Here is a 20,705-nt window from a genome sequence, read left to right on the forward strand (position 1 = left end):
GGCCTGAGATGCTTGGGTCAAGCCCGAGCATGACGCGTGCTTTTCGAGGCGCTGCGCCCATCCGCACCCTGCGCAACAAGGCGCAGACAAGGGCTTCGGCTGGGCTATAACGGGGCATCGGTTCGAGGATGCCCCATGTCGATTGCCGCAAAACTGCCCTCCATCCTGATCGCCAATCGCGGCGAAATCGCCTGCCGGGTGATCCGCACCGCCAGGCGCCTCGGCCTGCGCACCATCGCGGTCTATTCGGACGCCGATGCCGAGGCGCTGTTCGTCGAGATGGCGGACGAGGCCTATCGGATCGGCCCAGCGCCGGCGCGCGAGAGCTATCTCGACGCCGAGAAGATCCTCGCGGTTGCCAAGGAGGCCAAGGCAGCCTGCATCCATCCCGGCTATGGCTTCCTTTCCGAGAATGCCGACTTTGCCGATGCCTGCGCGGCGGCCGGCATCGTCTTCGTCGGGCCGCCGGCTTCGGCGATCCGGGCCATGGGCCTCAAGGACGCGGCCAAGGCGCTGGCCGAGAAGGCGAATGTCCCGGTCGTGCCCGGCTATCACGGCGCCGAGCAGGATGTGGATTTCCTGGCCAAGGAGGCCGGGCGCATCGGCTATCCCGTGCTGATCAAGGCGGTCGCCGGTGGCGGCGGCAAGGGCATGAAGAAGGTCGACCGGCCCGAGGATTTCGCCGACGCTTTGTCGAGCGCCCAGCGCGAGGGCAAGAACGCTTTCGGCGATGCGCGCGTGCTGGTCGAGAAATACGTGCTCTCGCCGCGCCATGTCGAAATCCAGGTGTTCGGCGACAGCCACGGCAATGTCGTCCACCTCTACGAGCGCGACTGCTCGCTGCAGCGTCGCCACCAGAAGGTGATCGAGGAAGCGCCGGCGCCGGGCATGACGGCCGAGGTGCGCGCCGCCATGGGCAAGGCGGCGACGGAGGCGGCGAGGGCGGTCGGCTATGTCGGGGCCGGCACGGTCGAGTTCATCGCCGACGGGCGCGACGGCCTGCGCGCCGACCGCTTCTACTTCATGGAGATGAACACCCGTCTCCAGGTCGAGCATCCCGTCACCGAGGCGATCACCGGACTCGATCTTGTCGAGCTCCAGCTCAAGGTCGCCGCCGGCGAGCCGCTCGGCTTCGCGCAGGAGGATGTCCGTGCCGAGGGCCATGCTGTCGAGGCGCGGCTCTATGCCGAGGATCCGGAGAAGGGCTTCCTGCCCTCGACCGGCAAGCTCTGGGCGCTGCAGTTCCCGCAGAGCGAGGACATCCGCATCGATACCGGCGTCGAGGCCGGCGATACGGTGACGCCGTATTACGATCCGATGATCGCCAAGGTGATCGCGCATGGCCGCACTCGCGACGAGGCGCTCGACCATCTCGCCTTCGCCCTCGGCGAGACGATCGTCGCGGGGCCGCGCACCAATCTCGCCTTCCTGAAGAAGCTGGCCGAGGCGGAAGGGTTCCGGAAAGGGCCGTTCGACACCGGTTTCATCGAGCGCAACATCGAAGCGCTCGGCGCCGAGCCGCAGCCGCTCGATGCGGCGGCGGTCGCGGCGGCGGCGCTGCAGCTCGAGGAGGAACGCCAGGAGGCGCTCTTCCGTCTCGCGGTCGAGCGTACGGCCGATGAAGGCAAGTCGCCCTGGCTCGACACCGATGCCTTCTCGCTGATGCCGCGCCTGGCGCTCGGCCTGCCGCTGCTGGTCGATGGCGAGCGGATCGAGGCCAGGATCGAATGGAACGGCGACGACGCCCGCGTCTCGCTGCCGGGCCATCCGCTGCCCGAGGGCGAGCATGAGGTGACTTTGGCTCGGGCCGAGGCCGGCACCTATCTCGCGCTGCATCGCGGCCGGCAGACCTCCGTCGCGCTGTTCGACCCGTTCAGCGTCGATCTCGATGCGGTCGCCGGTGCCGGCGGCGTGATCAAGGCGCCGATGCACGGCAAGCTGATCGCGCTCTTCGTCACGGCCGGTGAGGCGGTGGTGAAGGGCCAACGCCTCGCCATCGTCGAAGCCATGAAGATGGAGCATGTGCTGACCGCCCCGCGCGACGGCACCGTCACCGAACTCGGCGCCGAGCCGGGTGCGCAGGTGGCCGAGGGCGCGAAGGTGGTGGTGCTGGGGGAGTGAGCGCTGCGCACCGCTTCCGCGTGATCTCCCGACCGGCGGGTGTCAGATCGGGGTCGGCGAGGCGCTAAGCCAGCGGTTGACGAAGAGCAGCGCCGCCATCACGGCATTGTAGCAGTGCTTGGTGCAGCTCGAGATAGGGGGAGCTGGGCTTGCTCCATCAACGAGGGCCCGATCGCCAAGGGGGAATTCTATGGATTTCAACTCCTTAGATCGTGAAATGAAGGATCTGCTTAGGCCGTTCATTCCAAGAATTATCGTTTCCATGGAGGCGGTTGTTTCGGGCAAAACACATTTTGCATTAAAAAATTGCAGTTTGCCCGACAATATCGATGCTATATCAAATTATATCCAATCTCTAAAATCTGACGGATGCCAATTTGATCATATTCAAAATATGAATGAAGGTGATATATTTGTTTATACTGATAATCGCGTTCAATTCGACATTGATGTTTATTTTAATGGCAAGAAAAATAACAATGGGTTCTTTGCGGTTTTCTCCGCAAGAATTGACGCCAAAGGTGATTATCTAATTTTTGAGACAATAAAAACGTAGACTATAATCAACAACCACTTGGGATTGGCCTACCAGCGGATTCAGGGCTTGGCACTCGGCGCGAAGCGGTAGTGGATCAGGTCCATGACTACGGCTTCTTCGTTCGCCCGGTTGCGATAGCCGTGCCGGCGATCCGCCGGGAAGCGCAGCGACTGCCCCTGTCTGAGTGGCCGCCACTCGTCTTCCACCAGCAATTCGACCTCGCCTTGCAGCACGGTGACATGCTCCACAACCCCGGTGTCGTGCGGCTCCGAGATGCTCTCGAATCCGGGCGCGAAGGTGAGTTCGTAGAGTTCGAAGCCGAACCGCGCTTCGTATGGGAATAGCAGTGCCCGCTGCATCCCCTCCTGTGACGGGCGCACGCGTAGTTCGGCGGCGTCGCGCATGAGCAGGACGTCGTCGTCGCCGCGATCGGCCTCCAGCAGCGCGGTCATCGGCACGCCTAGGCCGGTGGCGATCTTCCAGAGCGTCGCGACGGTCGGCATCGATTCGCCGCGCTCGATCTGGCCGAGCATCGCCTTGCTGACGCCGGTCTGCGCTGCGGTCTGATCGAGACTCCAGCTGCGATCGCTCCGGATCGACTTCAGCAGTTTCGGCGTGTCGACGGGGCCGACTGGCTTCATTGCAGGTGCTCTCCGCTTTGTGCGTTATTGCGCACAAAGTGCTTGTGCGCTAAAGCGCACGCGCCGTTCCTACCATCCCGCTGAAGGCTTGTCCCATGCAGCCAGACACCAGGCTCGACCTTGAACGCATCCGGCAGGCGTGGCGGGAGATCTCGCCAGTGTTTCGCGACACACCGCAGTTCCTCGCGCCCACGCTCGGCGCGTTGCTGGGCTGTGAGCTCGTCATCAAGCTCGAGACTGCGAATCCGGTCGGATGCTTCAAGGGGCGCGGGACCGAGGTCGCGATGGCGCGGCTCGCTGGAAGTTCCGCTCCCAAGGCGGCAGTCTGCGCCAGCGCCGGCAATCTCGGCCAGGCGCTCGCCTATAGCGGCCGGGCACGCGGCATCGACGTCATGGTGATCGCTGGCAAAGGCGCCAATGCCGCGAAGATCGAGCGCATTCGCCGGCTGGGCGGGATGGTCGAGCTGGTCGAGGGCGATATCGAGACTGCCCGTGAGCGTGCGCGGGAGATCGCGGCTGGTGGAGAGGCTTTCCTCATCGAGGACAGCGAGAATCTCGATACCTGCGAGGGCGCGGGCACGATCGGTCTCGAACTCGTCGAGGGCTTCGATCGGATCGATACGGTCCTGCTCGCGCTCGGTGGTGGCGCGCTGGCCACCGGCGTCGGCCATGTCTTCAAGACCCTGGCGCCGGCGACGGAGATCGTCTGCATCCAGCCCAAGGGTGCACCGGCGCTGGCACTATCCTGGCGAGCCCGATCGGTCGTGACCACGCAGAGCACCAACACCATCGCCGATGGTGTCGCCGGACGATTTCCCATTGCTGCGGTTCTCGACGATCTGCTCGCCACCGCCGACCATGTTCCGCTGGTCGAGGAAGCCAGCATCATCGAGGGTATGCGGCTGCTCTACCGGCACGCTGCCCTCGTCACCGAGCCTTCGGCGGCCCTCGGCATCGCGGCCATGCTGGAAGACCCCGAGCGCTATCGCGGCAAGCGGGTGGCCACGGTGATCTGCGGGGCGAACGTCCTGCCCGATATCTTCAGCGCCTGGATGCGAAACTAGAGGGCATCGAGCGCGGCGATCGCCCGCCCGGCAACGGTGAGATTGATCTCCGCCAGCGGATCATCGTCGCCGAGGAACCAGGCGGTCGAGAGACCGCACCAGGCCAGGATCCATTGGAGCAGTCGCTTCCGCTCCAGCCCCGACTTCGCCAGCACGATCTCCAGCCGACGCTCGAAATAGCCCGGGACCGTCGCGACCGGCGGCTCGGGATCGGCGAGATCGGGATCGCAGAACAGGATGGTGTATTCGAAGGCGCGATCGCCGATCACCGACTTCGGATCGATGGCGAGCCAGCCTTTGGCTTCGAAATCGAGCACGTTGTCATGGTGCAGGTCGGCATGCAGCGGCAGGATCTCGCGCTGTGCCGCCAGCAATTCGGTTGCCGCCGCGGCGGAGCGGGCGAGAATGCCGCCACGCTCCTGCGCCATCGGGAACAGGTCCTTGAACCAGATATCGAGCGGGATCAGGCCGGCGGGGGCGGGGCCACGCGCTTTCTGCAGGGCGGCGATGGCGTCGCAGAGGGTGGCGGTCGCCTCGTCGTCGCCCGCTGCGCCGCTGCGGGCCATGGCCGCGAGCGAACGCATGCCGGTGGCGCGCTCGATCAGCATCGCCTCGCCATTCTCGCTGCGGGCGAGGAGGCGGGCGGCGCCGTCGCCGTTCCAGTATTCGAGCGGCAGGTAACCGCGCCGCTCATCCTCGACCTCGGGCAGCTTCAGCATGGCTGGTTGGCCGTCACGCAGGACGGGCAACAGCTGGCTGGCATGGGTCCTGATTGGCGCGCCGTCAGGCACGAGCGCCCAGCGCGCCAGCCAGGGTGCGAATACGTCGGTCTTAGGCATGGTCAATCCGCGGCGCGGCCGCGGCCCATCAGCGGATATTGCTCGACCTCGTAGATCTGGCCGGAGACGTGGCCGCTCTCCTCCGACAGCCAGAAGGCGGTGTGGGCGGCGATCTCGGCAGGCTGCATGATCTGGCCGAAGGGCGCGAATTCGAGCGGCACCTCCTTCTCCCAGCCCGGCTTCTTGCCCTCGCGCTGCTGCGTGGCGTCCTCGTTGGCGGTGAAGGTCCAGCCGACATTGAGCTGGTTGACCCGGATATGCTCGCGCCCGAGCGTGTTGGCGAGGTTGCGCGTCATCGTCATCAGCGCGCCCTTCGACATCGAATAGACGGTGAGGTTGGAGTTGCCGCACCAGGCGTTGATCGACCCGACGGTGAGGATCGAGCCGCCCGACTTCTGCAGGCGGAAGGCGCGGATCGCAGCCTCGGCGCAGAGCAAAGGCGCGCGGGTGTTGATCGCGAATACATGGTCGAAAAAGGCGCCCGTGGTCTCGCCGAGCACGCCGCGCGGATAGATGCCGGCATTGTTGACGAGGCCGTCGATGCGGCCGAAGGCTTTTCGCGTCGCATCGACCAGCGCCTGCGCGGTCGCCGGCTCGGCGAGGTCGCCGGTCGCGCCCGCCGTCGAGGGACCGAGCTTGTGGCAGGCGGTGTCGACCTCACCTTGCTCGCGGCCATGGATCAGCACCTTGGCGCCCTCGGCGATCAGGCGTTCGGCCATGGCGTAGCCGATGCCGGTCGATGAGCCGGTGACGAGAATGGCCTTGCCTTGCAGTCCGCGCATGTCGTGCCTCCGTTCGGATCGGAGGCCTTACTAGCCTGTGGGAAAGGCGGCGTCATGGTCGCGCTGGCGCCGGCCACCCCCGCGCAGCGCGGTTGTGGAGAAAGGCCGCAGGCTCTGGCGAGGGACGCCTCTGAGGATTAGGTTGCCGCCATGCCGCTCCATATCCTCAAGCTCTGCGTCGGCGCCGAATCGATCAGCGATCTCGAACAGTGGATCGCCGAGCGGCAGGCGCAGCGCCGCGCCCGCGGCGAGCCGGCCGAACAACTCCATACCACCCGCATGGTGCCGAAGCGCGTCGAGGAGATCGTCACCGGCGGCTCGCTCTACTGGGTGATCAAGGGCCAGGTCTCGGCGCGCCAGCGCCTGATCGACATCCGCCCGTTCACCGATGGCGAGGGCATCGGCCGCTGCCATCTGGTGATGGAGCCGGTTGTGGTGCCGGTCGAGCCGCGCCCGTTCCGCCCCTTCCAGGGCTGGCGCTATCTGCAGGACAAGGACGCGCCGCGCGACATCGACGAGCGCAGCGGCGATCTCGGCATCATGCCGGAACAGATGCGGCGCGAGCTGGCGGAGCTGGGGCTGCTGTAGAGTGCACCCTGCTTCCAGCCAGTAGCTGAAATAGGGACGAGACATGTTTGATCTCGAAAAAATTCGAGCAAAGATTGAATGTGTCGCCATCGATGAGATGGAGCGATCACCAGAGGAGGCCCGAGAGGTTGCCTTCCATATGACCGATTGGCTCGACGACCTGCATCGCTACGTTAAGTTCTGTGAAAATCCAGACGAGTCCACTCCAGCAGCGGTCAACGACATGCTGCTCGCGTTCTTGATTCATGTCCCTAACCATATGGCAGCCGCTGCGAAGCTGTACGCTGGCTTTCCGGTGTCAGATATTTTTGGGGTTGGCGCGATTGCGACGACCGATCTCTCTGAGGGGTGATGAAAAGGCCGGTTCGCAACTAAGCAGCTGATCCTCACACCCCGATATTGTCGATCAGCCGCGTCCCGCCGATCCGCGCCGCGATCAGCAGGCGGATCGGGCCGTCGGCGCGCGAGGTCACCGGCGCCAATGTCTCGGCATGGCGGGCTTCGAGATAGTCGAGCTCGAAGCCGGCGGTGATGATTTCGGTCTGGGCTTCCGCGACCGCCTGGAATAGCGGATCGTCATTGCGGATGCGGACGGCGAGTGCCTGCATGACCTTATGCAGAGTCGGAGCCAGAGCGCGCTCCTCGGCCGAAAGGTAGCGGTTGCGCGAGGACATTGCGAGGCCGTCGGCCTCGCGGAAGGTCGCGAGCGGCACGATCTTGATGCCGAGATCGAGGTCGCGGGCCATCCGCGTCACCACCTTGAGCTGCTGATAGTCCTTCTCGCCGAAGACCGCGAAATCGGCTTGCGACTGGGTGAAGAGCTTGCAGCAAACCGTTGCCACGCCTTCGAAATGCGTCGGGCGGAAGCGATCGTCCAGGCCGACGGCGGCCGGGCCGAGCAGCAGCACGCGGCTGGCGAAGCCGGGCGGGTACATCTCCTCGACGGCGGGGAAGTAGATCGCATCGGTGCCGACCGCTTCGAGCTGGGCGCGGTCGCTATCGAAGGTGCGCGGGTATTTCTTGAAGTCTTCATGTGGGGCGAACTGCGTCGGGTTAACGAAAATCGAGACGATGACGTGGCGGGCGTGCTTCTGCGCCTCGGTCACGAGCGCGATATGGCCTTCGTGCAACGCGCCCATGGTCGGCACCAGCGCGACCTTCTCGCCGGCAGCGTGCCAGGACGCGACGGCCTCGCGCATCGCCTTGACCGTCTCGAAAACCGCAACTTGTGACATGGTGATCCTCCCGAAGGCTGCGGGACGGGTAGCAAATGCCGGCGCCGCGGCCAATATCTTCCGAATGAGCGAATCCCGGCGGATGGCATGACACGCGAAGACGGCAAGGCAGTGGGCAAGGCGGGCGAAACGCGCCCGGCCGAGAACGCTGCACGCTCCAAGCCCGGCGAGATCGACCGCTTCCTCACCGCGGCCACCCAGCTTGCTCCGCTCGCGACCGGGCAGGCCGGGCGGCTCGTTTTTGCGCTCGACGCGACGATGAGCCGGCAGCCGAGTTGGGATCTGGCCTGTTCGCTGCAGGGGCAGATGTTCGAGGTCGCCGCCAAAACCGGTGGGCTCGCGGTGCAGCTCATCTATTTCCGCGGCTTTGACGAATGCCGCGCCTCGGGCTGGCTCGGCGAGCCGCAGCGCCTGACCGGGCTGATGAACCGGATCGATTGTCGCGGCGGGCAGACGCAGATCGCCCGCGTGCTCAAGCATGTCCGCGACGAGGAGCGGCGGGTGCCGATCCGCGCCTTCGTCTATGTCGGCGATGCGATGGAGGAGGATGTCGACCGGCTCTGCGCGCTCGCCGGCGAACTCGGCCTGCGTGGCATCAAGGGCTTCGTCTTCCAGGAAGGCGCAGATCCCGACGCCAGCGCCGCCTTCGCCGAGATCGCGCGCCTGACCGGTGGCGCCCATGCCCGCTTCGACGTCAATGCGCCGAACTCGCTGCTCGAGCTCCTGCGCAGTGCGGCAGCCTATGCCAGCGGTGGGCGCGAGGCATTGGTGAAGCTCGCCGGGCAGAGTGTCGCGGCGCAGAGACTGCTCACGGCGATGGAGGGCCGCAAGCCGTGATGTTGCTCTATGGCGTCGCCACGCTGATCCTGATCTGGTGGGTGGCCAAGTTCTTCGCCGGGGCCGATCCGAAGAAGCTGGTCAGGTTCGGCAAGGTCGTCGGCGGGACTCTTTCACTCGGCGTCGCGGCGTTGCTGATGATGCGCGGCCGGGCGGATATGGCGATCTTCCTCGGCGGGCTCGGAGCCTGGCTGCTCGGCTGGAGCGCCTATGGTCCCGGCGGACTCAAGATGCCGGATTGGGCGAAGGATTGGGGCGGGACCGGCGGCTCGGCCGGCCGTTCCAAGGTCGCATCCGCGATGCTCGACATGGAGCTCGACCATGACAGCGGCGGCATCAAGGGCAAAGTTCTGGCCGGCGCCTTCGCCGGCCGCGATCTCGACGAGCTGACGCCCGCCGAACTCAGCGCGCTGCTGCGCGAATGCCTCGCCGGGGATCCCGACGGGGCGCGCCTGCTAGAGGCATATCTCGACCGCCGGGCGCCCGGCTGGCGTGAAGACGCTGATGGTCACCGTGACGCGGGGCAGCGCGGCCCGACGCGCACGGGCGCGATGACGGACGAGGAGGCCTACGAGATCCTGGGGCTTCAGCCGGGGGCGAGCCAGGAGGCGATCCGCGATGCCCATCGGGGCCTGATGAAGCGCATCCATCCGGATGCCGGCGGCACTAGCGGGCTTGCCGTTCGGGTCAACCAGGCCAAGGATACCTTGCTGAAAAAGCATGGCTGATCTCCTTTCCCGACCAATCAGCTGCGGGTCGCGAAGCAGGCAAAGCCGCCGCGCTTGAGCTGGGCGCAGGCCTTCTCGGCGTCCTTGGACTCCTCGAAGCCGGCGAAGCGGGCGCGGAACAGGGTGGCGCCGCCCTTCTCGACCTTCTCGGTGAAACCGGAGGCGTCGGCGAGCGAGCCGGAGGCCTTGGCGCGGGCCCGGGTCAGGATGTCCTTGGCCTTGGCCTCGTCGTCGGTGGCGCCGAGCTGGATCAGCCATTTCGAGGCAATGACGGTCTTCTCGGCTGGCTTGCTTTCGGGAGCCTTGGCGGCAGCCTGCGCGACCTTGACCGGCAGCGGCGCCGGCTCGGGCAGGCGGGCTTCGTGCTTCTTCGGCATGGGCTGGACCTCGTCCTTGTCCGCGGGCTCAGCCAGCTTGGCGATCGAGGAGGTGACATCGACATTCGCCGGCGGGCGCAGGACCTTGCCCTCGGCCGCGGGGGCGCCGATCGACCAGCGCATGGCGGACGGTGTCGTGGTCGCCGCGACCGGGCGCATATTGGAGAGGGCGAGCGCCTGGGCGCTGCCGCTGAGCGCACGCGGCGGGGCGATCTGCGCGGTCGTCGTCGTTGCGGCATAGGCGCGGGCGGCGGGCGGCACGTCGGGCTCGGCGCGCGGACGCGGCACCGGGAGCGGGGCGGGAGCCGGGGCAGGCTCAGGCGCCTGGGCGATGACAGCCGGGCGAGCCGGCGGCTCGGGGGTAGGCGCCGGGGCGGGCGCGCGGTAGCGCTCCTGCTGCGGCTCTGAAGCCTCGGCGATCATCGGGGCGCTGCGGCCGCCGGTGGCGGCGCGCGGCAGGCTGGCGAGGACGAGATCGGACATGATCTTGTCGCGCGCCGCGCCGGAGCGGCCGCCAAGCACGATCGAGACGATCTGACGGCCTTCGGCCTTGGCCGAGGTCATCAGGTTGAAACCCGAGGCGCGGGTGTAGCCGGTCTTGATGCCGTCGACGCCCTCGATGCGGCCGAGCAGGCGATTATGCCCGCGAATGGTGCGGGAGCCGTACTGGAAGGAGCGCATCTGGAAGAGCGGGAAGTATCGCGGAAAACGCTCCTGGATCGCCCGTGCTAGGATGGTGAGATCGCGTGCCGTGGTGATATTCGGCGGCGAGTTCGGCAAGCCGTGCGGGTTGTAGAAGCGGGTCGAATCCATACCGAGCGAGCGCGCCTTGCGCGTCATCTGTTCGGCGAAGGCGTCCTCCGAGCCGGCGATGGCTTCGGCGACCACGACGGAGGAGTCGTTGGCCGAGAGGGTGATCATGCTCTTGATCGCGTCCTCGACCTCGATGGTCGAGCCGGCGCGCAGGCCGAGCTTGGTCGGCGGCTGCGAGGCGGCGTAGGACGAGACCTTGAGCTCGGAGTTCATGGTGAAGCGGCCGCGCTCCATCTGCTCGAACAGCATGTAGAGCGTCATGACCTTGGTGAGCGAGGCCGGGATGCGCGGCGCATCCTCGTTGACGGCGTGCAGGGTGCGGCCGCTCTTGGCGTCGACGACCATCGCCGCATAGGGCGGGGCGTAGCCGCCCGAGACATGGCGCCGCTTCTTGCGGGCCGCCTCTGCGGGCGAGACCGTCGCAGTCAGCGCAACGGCAGCAACACTCACCAGCCCGATGAACGCGAGCCAGCGCCCGCGCCGGGAACCAACGCAACCAAAAGCCATGCAACTCGCCTCAACTCACCCACCCGTCCGTCGCAGGCTTTGCAGCGTGGCGCGAAGGACACAGGAGAGGAGGTTAGGTTGATGCGGTTACGGAGGAGTTAAGCGCCAAAAGCTCGCTTTGAATCTGTCCGGTTGCAAACCGTCGCCGATGCACGCTGGGGGGATCTGCGTTTGGTGCATTGCAGCGTGAGCTTGACTTTTATGTTGCGGTGCACAATATCAGGAAGCGCCCCGGTGATGGATCTCTTTCATCTGACCTTGGGGGCACGGAACCCGGGCCATTTCGGCTCGTCACCAGAGGCGGCGCCCGCGAGCGTCGGAGGAAACGATGATCCAGCAGTTCGAGACCATCCAGAAGGCTTCCAAAGAAAACGTCGATGCGGCCCTGAAGGCGTTCGGCGCCACCTCGAAGGGCGTGCAGGCTCTCGCCGTCGAGGCGACCGACTACGCCAAGAAGTCGTTCGAGGCCGGCACGGCCACGATCGAGAAGCTTTCGGGCGTCAAGACGCTCGACAAGGCGATCGAGATCCAGTCGGACTACGTCAAGACCGCTTTCGAGGGCTATGTCGCCCAGGTCACCAAGATCGGCGAGCTCTATGCCGCGATCGCCAAGGACGCCTACAAGCCGTTCGAAGGCATCGTCGCCAAGGCCGTCCCGACCGCCGCCAAGTGATTTCGGCAAGCGGCTGACTTCGGTCGACCGCAGCTGATTGTCAGACGATTTCGAGAAGCCCGGCCTTGGCCGGGCTTCTTTGCATTTGTGGCCATGATCCAGGCCGAGTGTCCTTCCCGGCAATGCTCTTGCAACTGGCGGCCGGCTGCTTGCAGCCGTCGCAGCCCACAGGCGGCGAAGGCTGGAGCCAGATGCCGCAATGAGCAGTTCGACGACGACCGGAGACGCACGGGCCTCTGCAGAGGCGCCTCCGGCGAGCGAGTTTCGCGAGCCGCCCCGGGAAGCCTGGTACTGCGCCCGGAGCGCCGGCAGCCTGGCGCTGGGCGCGATGGCGAGCGTGACGGTCCTCGGCGATCAGATCGTGATCGGCCGCACCAAGGCCGGCCGGCTTTTCGCCTTGCGCGACCGCTGTCCCCATCGCGGTGCGCCACTGTCGGAAGGTCAGTTCGACGGCACCGCGATCACCTGTCCCTTCCATGGCTGGCGCTTCGGCGCCGATGGCCGCTGCCAGGCGATGCCGACGCTGGTCGACGGCGACGTCACCGATCCCGGCCAGGTCAAGGTCGGCGAATTCCCGGTCCGCGAGAGCGACGGCATCATCTGGCTCTATCTAGGCGCAGGGCTGGCCGAGGCGCCGCCGGTGCCGGCGCTGACCCTGGCGGGTGCGACTCGCTGCCGGGTTGCGGTATCGGTCCTGGTCGAGGCGTCCTACGATCTGTGCGTGCTCAGCCTGATCGACCCGGGCCATGTCGGTTATGTCCATAACTCCTGGTGGTGGCGGCCGACGGCGACGGCACGGGAAAAGGTCAAGGATTTCGAGCCGCTTCCCTTCGGCTTCCGGATGAAGGCGCACAAGGCGGCGGCGAACTCGCGTGGCTACCGCCTGCTTGGGCGGCCACAGACCGAGGTCGATTTCCTGCTGCCGGGCCAGCGGATCGAGCGCATCCGCATGGGCGAGCGCTCGATCGTCAACGCGACCTTTGCCACGCCGATCGATGCGCGCCGGACGCTGCTCACCAATGTGCTGCTCTCGGACCTGCCGCAGCTCATGCCGCTCGCGCCGCTGATCGGATGGGCCGGGCGCGCCTTCCTGCGGCAGGACCAGCGGATTCTCGAACTGGCTCAGCAGGGACTGGAGCGCAAGCCGACCATGCTGCTGCTCGGCCAGGCCGACCGGCTGGGGCAATGGTATTTCCGCCTGAAGCGGGATTATGCCGCTGCCCGCCATGAAGGGAAGGCGTTCAGCAACACGCTCGCGCCAGAACGGCTACGCTGGCGCACCTGACGCCGCACGGAAATCCACCTCGATCGTCCCGTTGGCGGGCTCTCACAGGGCTCGCGGCGGCACTTCTTTGTGACCTGCGGTCGCAACGGGCTGGCGGAGCCGTGGCGACGTCTGTAAATTCATGAGCGAAGCACTATCTTGAGGTCAGCCTTCGGGACGGACACCTTGAGCCACGCAGTCACCACGCCAATCGAACAGGACCTGCCAGCCGGCATCGCGCCGCGACTGGCCTCGAAGCCGCGTGCGCCATCGTCCCCGACCGATGGCGATCGGACCGGCACCGCCGTTCTGACCCGGACCCGGACGCGCAAGCCAAACCTCTATCGCGTGCTGATCCTCAACGACGATTACACGCCGATGGAGTTCGTGGTGCATGTCCTGGAACGGTTCTTCAACAAGGACCGGGCCGAGGCGACCCGCATCATGATGCATGTCCACCAGAACGGCGTCGGCGAATGCGGCGTCTTCACCTACGAGGTCGCCGAGACCAAGGTCACCCTGGTGATGGACCTCGCCCGTAAGCACATGCATCCGCTGCAATGCGTGATGGAGAAAAAGTAGCTTTGAACATCATCCTCTCGAAACTGGATTGGGAGCGCTGACCTTGCCGAGCTTCTCGCGCAGCCTCGAACAGGCGCTTCATCGAGCCCTCGCGCTCGCCAATGAACGCCACCATGAATATGCGACATTGGAGCATCTGCTGCTGGCGCTGGTCGACGACCAGGACGCCGCCGCGGTGATGCGGGCCTGCAGCGTCGATCTCGACACGCTGCGTCGCAACCTCGTCGACTATATCGACGCGGAGCTGACCAACCTCGTCACCGACGGACGCGACGATTCCAAGCCGACCGCCGGCTTCCAGCGCGTGATCCAGCGCGCGGTGATCCATGTCCAGTCGTCGGGCCGTGAGGAGGTGACCGGGGCCAACGTGCTCGTCGCGATGTTCGCCGAGCGCGAGAGCCACGCCGCCTATTTCCTGCAGGAGCAGGACATGACCCGCTACGACGCGGTCAACTACATCAGCCACGGCATCGCCAAGCGCCCCGGCGCCGGCGAGAGCCGGCCGGTGCGCGGCGCCGAGGAGGAGCCTGAGCAGCAGCGCGAGCAGCGCTCCGATTCCGGCAATGACGCCGACAAGGACAAGAAGAAAAAGGAAAGCGCACTCGACGCTTACTGCGTCAACCTCAACCGCAAGGCGAGGGACGGGCGCATCGATCCGCTGATCGGCCGCGAGGCCGAGGTGCAGCGCACCATCCAGATCCTCTGCCGCCGGCAGAAGAACAACCCGTTGCTGGTCGGCGACCCCGGCGTCGGCAAGACGGCGATCGCCGAGGGCCTTGCCCTCAAGATCGTGCGCGGCGAGGTCCCCGAGGTGCTGGAGGACGCGACCGTCTTCTCGCTCGACATGGGCACGCTGCTCGCCGGCACGCGCTATCGCGGCGACTTCGAAGAACGCCTCAAGCAGGTGATGAAGGAGATCGAGGCCCATCCCAAGGCGATCATGTTCATCGACGAGATCCACACGGTGATCGGCGCCGGTGCGACCTCGGGCGGGGCGATGGACGCCTCGAACCTGCTGAAGCCGGCGCTGGCCTCGGGCGGGCTGCGCTGCATCGGCTCGACCACCTACAAGGAATACCGCCAGTATTTCGAGAAGGACCGGGCGCTGGTTCGCCGCTTCCAGAAGATCGACGTCAACGAGCCGTCGGTGCCGGATACGATCGAGATCCTGAAGGGGCTGAAGCCCTATTTCGAGGAGTTCCACAAGCTGCGCTACACCAACGACGCCATCAAGGCGGCGGTGGAATTGTCGGCCCGCTACATCCATGATCGCAAGTTGCCGGACAAGGCGATCGACGTGATCGACGAGACCGGCGCCTCGCAGATGCTGGTGACCGAGGCCAAGCGCAAGAAGACGATCGGCGTCAAGGAGATCGAGGCGGCGGTCGCGACGATGGCGCGCATCCCGGCCAAGACCGTCTCCAAGGACGATGCCGAGGTACTGCGCAATCTCGAGACCACGCTGAAGCGCACGGTCTACGGCCAGGAGAAGGCGATCGAGGCGCTATCCTCCTCGATCAAGCTGGCCCGTGCCGGCCTGCGCGACGGCGAGAAGCCGATCGGCTGCTACCTGTTCGCCGGCCCGACCGGCGTCGGCAAGACCGAGGTCGCGCGCCAGCTCGCCTCGTCGCTCGGCGTCGAGCTGATCCGCTTCGACATGTCGGAGTACATGGAGCGCCACACCGTCTCGCGGCTGATCGGCGCGCCTCCCGGCTATGTCGGCTTCGACCAGGGCGGGCTGCTGACCGATCAGGTCGACCAGCACCCGCATTCGGTGCTGCTGCTCGACGAGATCGAGAAGGCCCATCCCGACCTGTTCAACATCCTCCTGCAGGTGATGGACCACGGCAAGCTGACCGACAACAACGGCAAGCAGGTCGATTTCAGGAACGTCATCCTGATCATGACCACCAACGCTGGAGCGGCCGACATGGCCAAGAACGCCTATGGCTTCACCCGCCAGAAGCGTGAGGGCGACGACACCGAGGCGATCAACAGGCTGTTCGCGCCGGAGTTCCGCAACAGGCTCGACGCGACGATCTCCTTCGGCCATCTGCCGAAGACGGTCGTGGCCCGCGTCGTCGACAAGTTCGTGCTGCAGCTCGAAGCCCAGCTCGCCGACCGCAACGTCACCATCGAGCTCTCGGACGAGGCGCGCGAATGGCTGGTCGAGAACGGCTATGACGAGGCGATGGGGGCCCGGCCGATGGCCCGCCTGATCCAGCAGACGATCAAGACGCCGCTCGCCGACGAGGTGCTGTTCGGCCGGCTGAAGAATGGCGGCGCGGTCAAGGTCGTGGTCATCCAGTCCGAGACCGGTATCAAGGTTCTCGGCCTCGAATTCCCCGACGGGCCGGTCAAGCCCAAGCCGGAGAAGGATGTCGCCGCCGCGGCCGAGAAGCGCACGCGCAAGCCGCGGGCGGGGCTGGGCAAGACGCCGGGCAAGGCCAAGGCGGCCACGTCCGGCAGTTCGAAGCGTGGCCCGAAGCCGGATGCTCCGATCGAGGCGCCCAAAGCGGTGCGGAGCGTGCGCACCGTGCCGAAAGTTCCGCTGACCAAGGCCTGATCCGGTGTTTTTCAAACGCAAGCCCGCCAGCGCCTGGGCACAGGACGAGGAGGTCGCCGCGCAAGCGGCGGCACCGGCGCCGAAAGAGAAGCTCGGCTGGTTCGAGAAGCGGGCGCGCCGCCGCCGGCGACGCGTCGTATTCGAGGAGGTGCTGGGCTGGATCCTGGTTCCGGCCTTCCTCTATCTGCTCTGGCTCGGCTATCGCGCCGTCGGCGGTGTTCCGAAGGAGATCGTCGACTTCGGGAATGAGCTGATGGGACTGGCGATGAAGAGCTTCTGATCCGGCTTGCGTCGGATGCAGGGCGGACGCGCGGCCCGATGGCTGTCATGCACCTGACGTGATGCGCTAACCGGCAGGCAGAGTGTTTCGTGTTCCTGCCGACTGCCGCTCAATGACTCGTTTCGCCAATGCCGGGCTGATGTTGATGACCTGGCATGGGCCGGGCGCGGCGCTATGAGCCAGGCGACCCGCAATCAATGGCTGCGACCATGGGCCCGCGGTTTTCGTGACGCGCTGATGCTGCCGGCCTGGGTGGTCGGGCTTTCGCTGATGGGTGTCGGCTCGTTGGCACGCGATGTCGGCTACCCGGTCGAGGCCGCCGTGCTCTCGACGATCCTGGTCTGGGCCGGCCCGTCCCAGGTGCTGTTCTTCGCCTCGATCGCGGCTGGAGCCGCCTGGAGCGCGATCGCGCTCGCCATCGGCTTCGCCTCGCTGCGCTTCCTGCCGATGACGGTGGCGCTGTTGCCGCTGCTGCGCCGGCCAGGGCAAGGCGTAGCGCAGCAGATGCTGCTCGCCCATTTCGTTGCGGTCACCGCCTGGGTCGAAGCGCTCCGGCGGCTGCCGCATATCCCGCCTGAACAGCGGGTCGGCTATTTCCTCGGCTTCGCCAATGCGTTGATCCTCGCGAGCTCGCTTTGCACCTATGCGGGCTTTCACCTCGCCGGTGTGGTGCCGGCGCCGGTCGCCGCAGGGCTGCTCTGTCTGACGCCGATCTTCTTCCTGTGCTCGATGACATCAGGCATCCGCGGCCTGGGCGACATGATCGCGATCGGGCTCGGCCTCGGGCTCGCGCCGGTGGCGAGCTGGGCGGTCGGCGGCGGCTTCGACCTGATCGCCAGCGGTGTCATCGGCGGCAGCATCGCCTTCCTCGTGCAGCGTTGGCGCAAGGCGCCGAAGGCGGGCGGATGACGCAGCCGATCGCCTTTCTCGATGGGCCGTGGTGGCCCTATCTCGCGCTTTTCCTGTTCGCGGTGCTGCCGACCGAGATCTGGCGCTGGCTCGCCGTCATCTTCGCGCGCCGGCTCGACGAGAACTCGCCCTGGCTCGAATGGGTGAGGTTGGTCGCGACGGCGTTGCTCGCCGGGGTGGTGGCCAAGCTGGTGCTGGCGGCGCCGGGCGCGCTTGCCGGCGTGCCGCTCGCGGTCAGGCTGGCGGCGCTCGCCGTCGCCGTGACGGTTGTGCTGATCGACCGGCGCAAGGTCATGCTGGCGGTGGTCATCGGTGAAACGGTGCTGATCGGCGGTGCCGTGTGGCTCGGCTGAAAGCCGAGACAATGCCCGGAAATCACTGACCGTGCTCATACGAAAACCGGCGCCAGAAGGCGCCGGTTCGGTGATGCGTCGATGCTGCCCGCGGCGACCTTATGCCGGTCGCGGTGCGAAGCTCGGGCGCACTGACGGGTTGGTCGCCGGCTGCGTCTTGGACCATTGCGTCACCGCCTCGACGCGGCGGGTGTGGCGCGGATAATGCGAGACGATCTTCAGGAAGAAGCCGGCGATGCCCGGAACCATCAGCTCCTGCTTCTGGAAGGCGTCGGGGTTCATCTGGGCGTTCAGCTTGGCGCTGCCGCAGGCCAGCATCTGCAAGCCGGTCCGGGCAGCCTGCAGATCGCGGGCGACGAAGGCGCCGATGCGGTCGCAGGTCAGCTCGCGGCCACGGGAATAGGCGGCGCCGAGGAACGGGATGATGTGGCCGGGGAGACGCAGATAGCTCCAGGGCTCGTCGAGATGGCCGGCGACATGGTGGCCGAGTTCATGGCCGATGACGAAGCGGACCTGCTCGTCATTGTCGGCGTCGAGCAGGGCCGAGGTCAGCCAGATATAGCGCTGGCGGCCGACGAGGCGCAGCGCCATCGCGTTCAGGACGCCGCTGGAGTTGTAGACGAAGGTCTGCGGGATCTCGCGCAGGCCGAGCGCGCGGGCGCCATCCTCGACCATGCGGTGGAGATGCGGGAACTGGTCGGGCCCGACCATGACGAAATGGCCGATCATGTAGGCGCGGGTGAGGGCGCGCGCCCAATAGGACATCAGCCAGAAGGTGAAAAAGTAAATCAGGGCGAGCATCGCGGCATGGAGCTGGCCGCGGAGCAGGCTCAGGGCGATGAAACCGACGACCAGAACCCAGATCAGGGTTCCGACGACGAGCATGATGCTGCCGTAGAGCTTTTCCTTTGGGTGCTTAACTTGGGAAATATCAAAATTCATTGCGCAAGGCTCCTGTGCGGATGCAAATCAGCTAGCCAGGTTGCCTTGCCCACATTTGAGCCATAATCGCGTCCGGAGCGCGAACGGGGTAGAGTGTTGGGAGTACCCTAGCCCGCCGTCAGCGAGATGTGCCGGAGCTTGTCGGGATTGCGCACGACGTAGATCGCGTGGACGCGCCCGTCGCGGATGTCGAGGGTCGTCGCCTGCAAGGTCTCGCCGCGTTCGAGGCTGAGATAGCCTGGCATGCCGTTGATCATGACCGGCCTGAACACGGTGGTCGTCTTATGCAGGTGGGCTACCTTGCTGGCGATGCCGGCGAAGAAGCGCAAGACGCGGTCGATGCCGTGCAGCGGATTGAGCACCGCCAGCACCTTGCCGCCGCCATCGCTGTGGAAGGCGACATCCTGCGCTAGCAAGGTCTGCAGATCGCTGGTGTCGGCCTTGTGAGCAGCCTTGAAGAAGGCCTCGACGAAACGCTTCGCCTCGGCGGGCTCGACCTTGTTGCGCGGCGGCATGTCGATGCGGACATGCTCGCGGGCGCGCTTGGCGAGCTGACGGCAGGCGCTCTCGCTGCGATCGATGGTGCGGGCGATCTCGGCGAAATCCAGATCGAAGATGTCGTGCAGCAGGAAGGCGGCGCGCTCAAGCGGCGTCAGCCGTTCCAGTGCCAGCATCAGTGCGATCGGCGCGTCGAGCTGAGTGTCGACGTCGGATTCAGCCGCGCCGATCTCCTCGACCAGGGGCTCCGGCAGCCAGGCGCCGACATAGAACTCGCGCTTGCTGCGGGCGGATTTCATCTGGTCGAGGCAGAGCCGCGTGACGGTGCGGGCGAGATAGGCGCGCGGCGCCTCGATCTCGCCCTGCGGCACATCGCGCCAGCGCAGCCAGGCCTCCTGGACGATGTCCTCGGCATCGCTGACCGAGCCGAGCATGCGATAGGCGAGGCGGGTCAAGAAGCGGCGATGCGTCTCGAAGAGATCGTCCGGGGCTTTCGTCATGGCGCTTGTCTCAGGCCGCAGTCGTCTCGGCCTTGGTCGGGCGGTCATGTGGATGGCTCGTGCGGAAGCCGATCGCGATGCGGTTCCAGGTGTTGATTGTGCCGATCAGCAAAGTGAGCTTCACCATCTCCTCCGGGCTGAAATGGCGCAGCACCTCGTCATAGGCCTCGTCGGGCGCATGCGTCTGCGAGATCAGCGTCAACGCATCGGTCCAGGCCAAAGCGGCGCGCTCGCGCGGCGAATAGAGCGCCGACTCGTGCCAGGCGTCGAGCAGGAAGAGGCGGGCCGGGCTCTCACCCTCCTTGATAGCATCGGCCGAATGCATGTGCAGGCAATAGGCGCAGCCATTGATCTGCGATGCCCGCATCTTCACGAGATGGATCAGGCTGTGCTCGAGGCCGCTCTCCTTGATCGTGGCTTCGAGCGCGATCATCGGCTTCATGGTGTCGGGGGCGGTGGTGTAGGGGTTGAGGCGCTTGCTCATAATGGGGCTTTCAGACTGAGGCGATTCTGGCCCGGCGACTACCGAGCCAGCAGGCTGTTCGGCGAAGCGTCAGGCTGCGGTCTTCTCGCGGCGACGATCATTCGGATGCAGCGTGCGGAAGCCGCAATTGATCCGGTTCCACAGATTGATCATGCCGATGGCGACCGAGAGGTCGACGCAATCCTTTTCGTCGAAGTGCTCGCGCAATTCGGCGAAGGCCTCGTCGCTGGGGCTGCGGTCGACGAGCCGTGTCAGCTCTTCGGTCCAGCGCAGGACGGCACGCTCGCGCGGGGTGTAGAGTTCCGACTCCTCCCAGGCGCTGAGCAGGTTGATGCGGACCTCGCTCTCGCCGGCCTTGCGCGCATCGGCGATGTGCATGTGCAGGCAGTAGGCGCAGCGGTTGATCTGCGAGGCGCGGATCTTCACCAGTTCGAGCAGGCTGTGCTCCAGCTTCGACTGGTTCACATAGTCCTGCAAGCCAAGCATGGCCTTGTAGGCGTCGGGGGCGGTCTGGAAGCCATTGAGGCGCTGGGTCATCGTTCTCTCCATCGGGTGGTGATGAAGACAGGACGAGACGGCCAGCG

General features: G+C 66.0%; 23 protein-coding genes. 14 read left to right on the plus strand and 9 right to left on the minus strand.

All coding sequences use genetic code 11. From position 1 onward, the window contains the following. The first annotated feature begins 135 nt into the window (after positions 1–135). Positions 136–2,121, plus strand: a complete 1,986-nt coding sequence (locus tag ACSQ3M_RS02385) for an acetyl-CoA carboxylase biotin carboxylase subunit (RefSeq protein ID WP_436148465.1) — start codon at positions 136–138, stop codon at positions 2,119–2,121. 190 nt (positions 2,122–2,311) lie between these two features. Then, a complete protein-coding gene (locus tag ACSQ3M_RS02390; RefSeq protein ID WP_436148466.1) occupies positions 2,312–2,677 on the plus strand; it encodes a hypothetical protein in 366 nt (121 codons plus the stop codon). A gap of 41 nt (positions 2,678–2,718) precedes the next feature. Here the strand turns inward: ACSQ3M_RS02390 and ACSQ3M_RS02395 are convergent, their stop codons facing one another. Continuing rightward, positions 2,719–3,300 (minus strand): helix-turn-helix domain-containing protein, encoded by a 582-nt coding sequence (locus tag ACSQ3M_RS02395; RefSeq protein WP_436148467.1) that lies wholly within the window; start codon positions 3,298–3,300, stop codon positions 2,719–2,721. Between the two features lie 158 nt (positions 3,301–3,458). Between ACSQ3M_RS02395 and ACSQ3M_RS02400 the strand changes: the two genes are divergently transcribed. Next, entirely contained in the window at positions 3,459–4,364 is a 906-nt protein-coding gene (locus ACSQ3M_RS02400; RefSeq protein WP_436148468.1) for a threonine ammonia-lyase, read from the plus strand. Here ACSQ3M_RS02400 and ACSQ3M_RS02405 read toward each other — a convergent pair. Then, on the minus strand, positions 4,361–5,203 hold the full coding sequence (locus ACSQ3M_RS02405; RefSeq protein ID WP_436148469.1) for an aminoglycoside phosphotransferase family protein: 843 nt from the start codon (positions 5,201–5,203) through the stop codon (positions 4,361–4,363). The genes ACSQ3M_RS02400 and ACSQ3M_RS02405 overlap by 4 nt on opposite strands. 2 nt (positions 5,204–5,205) lie before the next feature. Next, on the minus strand, positions 5,206–5,985 hold the full coding sequence (locus ACSQ3M_RS02410) for an SDR family NAD(P)-dependent oxidoreductase (protein WP_436148470.1): 780 nt from the start codon (positions 5,983–5,985) through the stop codon (positions 5,206–5,208). Between the two features lie 150 nt (positions 5,986–6,135). On the opposite strand from ACSQ3M_RS02410, the gene ACSQ3M_RS02415 reads away from it, so the two are divergent. Then, positions 6,136–6,573: a DUF1489 family protein gene (locus ACSQ3M_RS02415; RefSeq protein ID WP_436148471.1), complete on the plus strand. Its 438-nt coding sequence runs from the start codon at positions 6,136–6,138 to the stop codon at positions 6,571–6,573. Between the two features lie 43 nt (positions 6,574–6,616). Further along, positions 6,617–6,925 (plus strand): hypothetical protein, encoded by a 309-nt coding sequence (locus tag ACSQ3M_RS02420; RefSeq protein ID WP_436148472.1) that lies wholly within the window; start codon positions 6,617–6,619, stop codon positions 6,923–6,925. A gap of 34 nt (positions 6,926–6,959) precedes the next feature. Here the strand turns inward: ACSQ3M_RS02420 and panC are convergent, their stop codons facing one another. After that, positions 6,960–7,808, minus strand: a complete 849-nt coding sequence (gene panC, locus ACSQ3M_RS02425; RefSeq protein ID WP_436148473.1) for a pantoate--beta-alanine ligase — start codon at positions 7,806–7,808, stop codon at positions 6,960–6,962. Positions 7,809–7,895: 87 nt separating this feature from the next. Between panC and ACSQ3M_RS02430 the strand changes: the two genes are divergently transcribed. Beyond that, positions 7,896–8,645: a VWA domain-containing protein gene (locus ACSQ3M_RS02430; RefSeq protein WP_436148474.1), complete on the plus strand. Its 750-nt coding sequence runs from the start codon at positions 7,896–7,898 to the stop codon at positions 8,643–8,645. Continuing rightward, complete coding sequence (locus ACSQ3M_RS02435; RefSeq protein ID WP_436149276.1) at positions 8,645–9,373, plus strand: DnaJ domain-containing protein; 729 nt, start codon at positions 8,645–8,647, stop codon at positions 9,371–9,373. The genes ACSQ3M_RS02430 and ACSQ3M_RS02435 overlap by 1 nt, the downstream gene beginning before the upstream one ends. A 17-nt stretch (positions 9,374–9,390) precedes the next feature. On the opposite strand, the gene ACSQ3M_RS02440 is transcribed toward ACSQ3M_RS02435, so the two are convergent. Further along, positions 9,391–11,070, minus strand: coding sequence for a serine hydrolase (locus ACSQ3M_RS02440; protein ID WP_436148475.1), 1,680 nt, complete (start codon positions 11,068–11,070; stop codon positions 9,391–9,393). 328 nt (positions 11,071–11,398) lie between these two features. Between ACSQ3M_RS02440 and ACSQ3M_RS02445 the strand changes: the two genes are divergently transcribed. From ACSQ3M_RS02445 to ACSQ3M_RS02475, 7 genes are all read left to right on the plus strand, one after another. Next, positions 11,399–11,743, plus strand: coding sequence for a phasin family protein (locus tag ACSQ3M_RS02445; protein ID WP_284170277.1), 345 nt, complete (start codon positions 11,399–11,401; stop codon positions 11,741–11,743). 199 nt (positions 11,744–11,942) lie between these two features. Further along, a complete protein-coding gene (locus ACSQ3M_RS02450) occupies positions 11,943–13,028 on the plus strand; it encodes a Rieske 2Fe-2S domain-containing protein (RefSeq protein WP_436148476.1) in 1,086 nt (361 codons plus the stop codon). A 165-nt stretch (positions 13,029–13,193) separates the two neighbouring features. Then, complete coding sequence (gene clpS, locus ACSQ3M_RS02455; RefSeq protein ID WP_436148477.1) at positions 13,194–13,589, plus strand: ATP-dependent Clp protease adapter ClpS; 396 nt, start codon at positions 13,194–13,196, stop codon at positions 13,587–13,589. Between the two features lie 43 nt (positions 13,590–13,632). Further along, complete coding sequence (gene clpA, locus ACSQ3M_RS02460) at positions 13,633–16,155, plus strand: ATP-dependent Clp protease ATP-binding subunit ClpA (protein WP_436148478.1); 2,523 nt, start codon at positions 13,633–13,635, stop codon at positions 16,153–16,155. A 4-nt stretch (positions 16,156–16,159) separates the two neighbouring features. Continuing rightward, the gene (locus ACSQ3M_RS02465) at positions 16,160–16,435 is read left to right on the plus strand and encodes a hypothetical protein (RefSeq protein ID WP_436148479.1); all 276 of its coding nucleotides are present in this window, start codon (positions 16,160–16,162) and stop codon (positions 16,433–16,435) included. A gap of 174 nt (positions 16,436–16,609) precedes the next feature. After that, a complete protein-coding gene (locus tag ACSQ3M_RS02470) occupies positions 16,610–17,344 on the plus strand; it encodes an AzlC family ABC transporter permease (protein ID WP_436148480.1) in 735 nt (244 codons plus the stop codon). After that, positions 17,341–17,697 (plus strand): AzlD domain-containing protein, encoded by a 357-nt coding sequence (locus ACSQ3M_RS02475; RefSeq protein ID WP_436148481.1) that lies wholly within the window; start codon positions 17,341–17,343, stop codon positions 17,695–17,697. Before ACSQ3M_RS02470 ends, ACSQ3M_RS02475 begins: the two co-directional genes overlap by 4 nt. Before the next feature lie 99 nt (positions 17,698–17,796). Here ACSQ3M_RS02475 and ACSQ3M_RS02480 read toward each other — a convergent pair whose 3' ends face one another. The 4 genes from ACSQ3M_RS02480 to ACSQ3M_RS02495 all read right to left on the minus strand — a co-directional run bounded on the left by ACSQ3M_RS02480 (position 17,797) and on the right by ACSQ3M_RS02495 (position 20,658). Then, entirely contained in the window at positions 17,797–18,639 is an 843-nt protein-coding gene (locus ACSQ3M_RS02480; protein WP_436148482.1) for a M48 family metallopeptidase, read from the minus strand. A gap of 107 nt (positions 18,640–18,746) precedes the next feature. Beyond that, positions 18,747–19,637 carry a sigma-70 family RNA polymerase sigma factor gene (locus ACSQ3M_RS02485; RefSeq protein ID WP_436148483.1) on the minus strand — a complete coding sequence of 297 codons (891 nt, stop codon included), beginning with the start codon at positions 19,635–19,637 and terminating at the stop codon, positions 18,747–18,749. A gap of 10 nt (positions 19,638–19,647) precedes the next feature. Beyond that, entirely contained in the window at positions 19,648–20,121 is a 474-nt protein-coding gene (locus ACSQ3M_RS02490; protein WP_436148484.1) for a carboxymuconolactone decarboxylase family protein, read from the minus strand. A gap of 69 nt (positions 20,122–20,190) precedes the next feature. After that, on the minus strand, positions 20,191–20,658 hold the full coding sequence (locus ACSQ3M_RS02495; RefSeq protein WP_436148485.1) for a carboxymuconolactone decarboxylase family protein: 468 nt from the start codon (positions 20,656–20,658) through the stop codon (positions 20,191–20,193). Between the last annotated feature and the right edge of the window lie 47 nt (positions 20,659–20,705).

The organism is Allobosea sp. LjRoot90, from assembly GCF_964254315.1.
Taxonomy (GTDB): domain Bacteria; phylum Pseudomonadota; class Alphaproteobacteria; order Rhizobiales; family Beijerinckiaceae; genus Allobosea.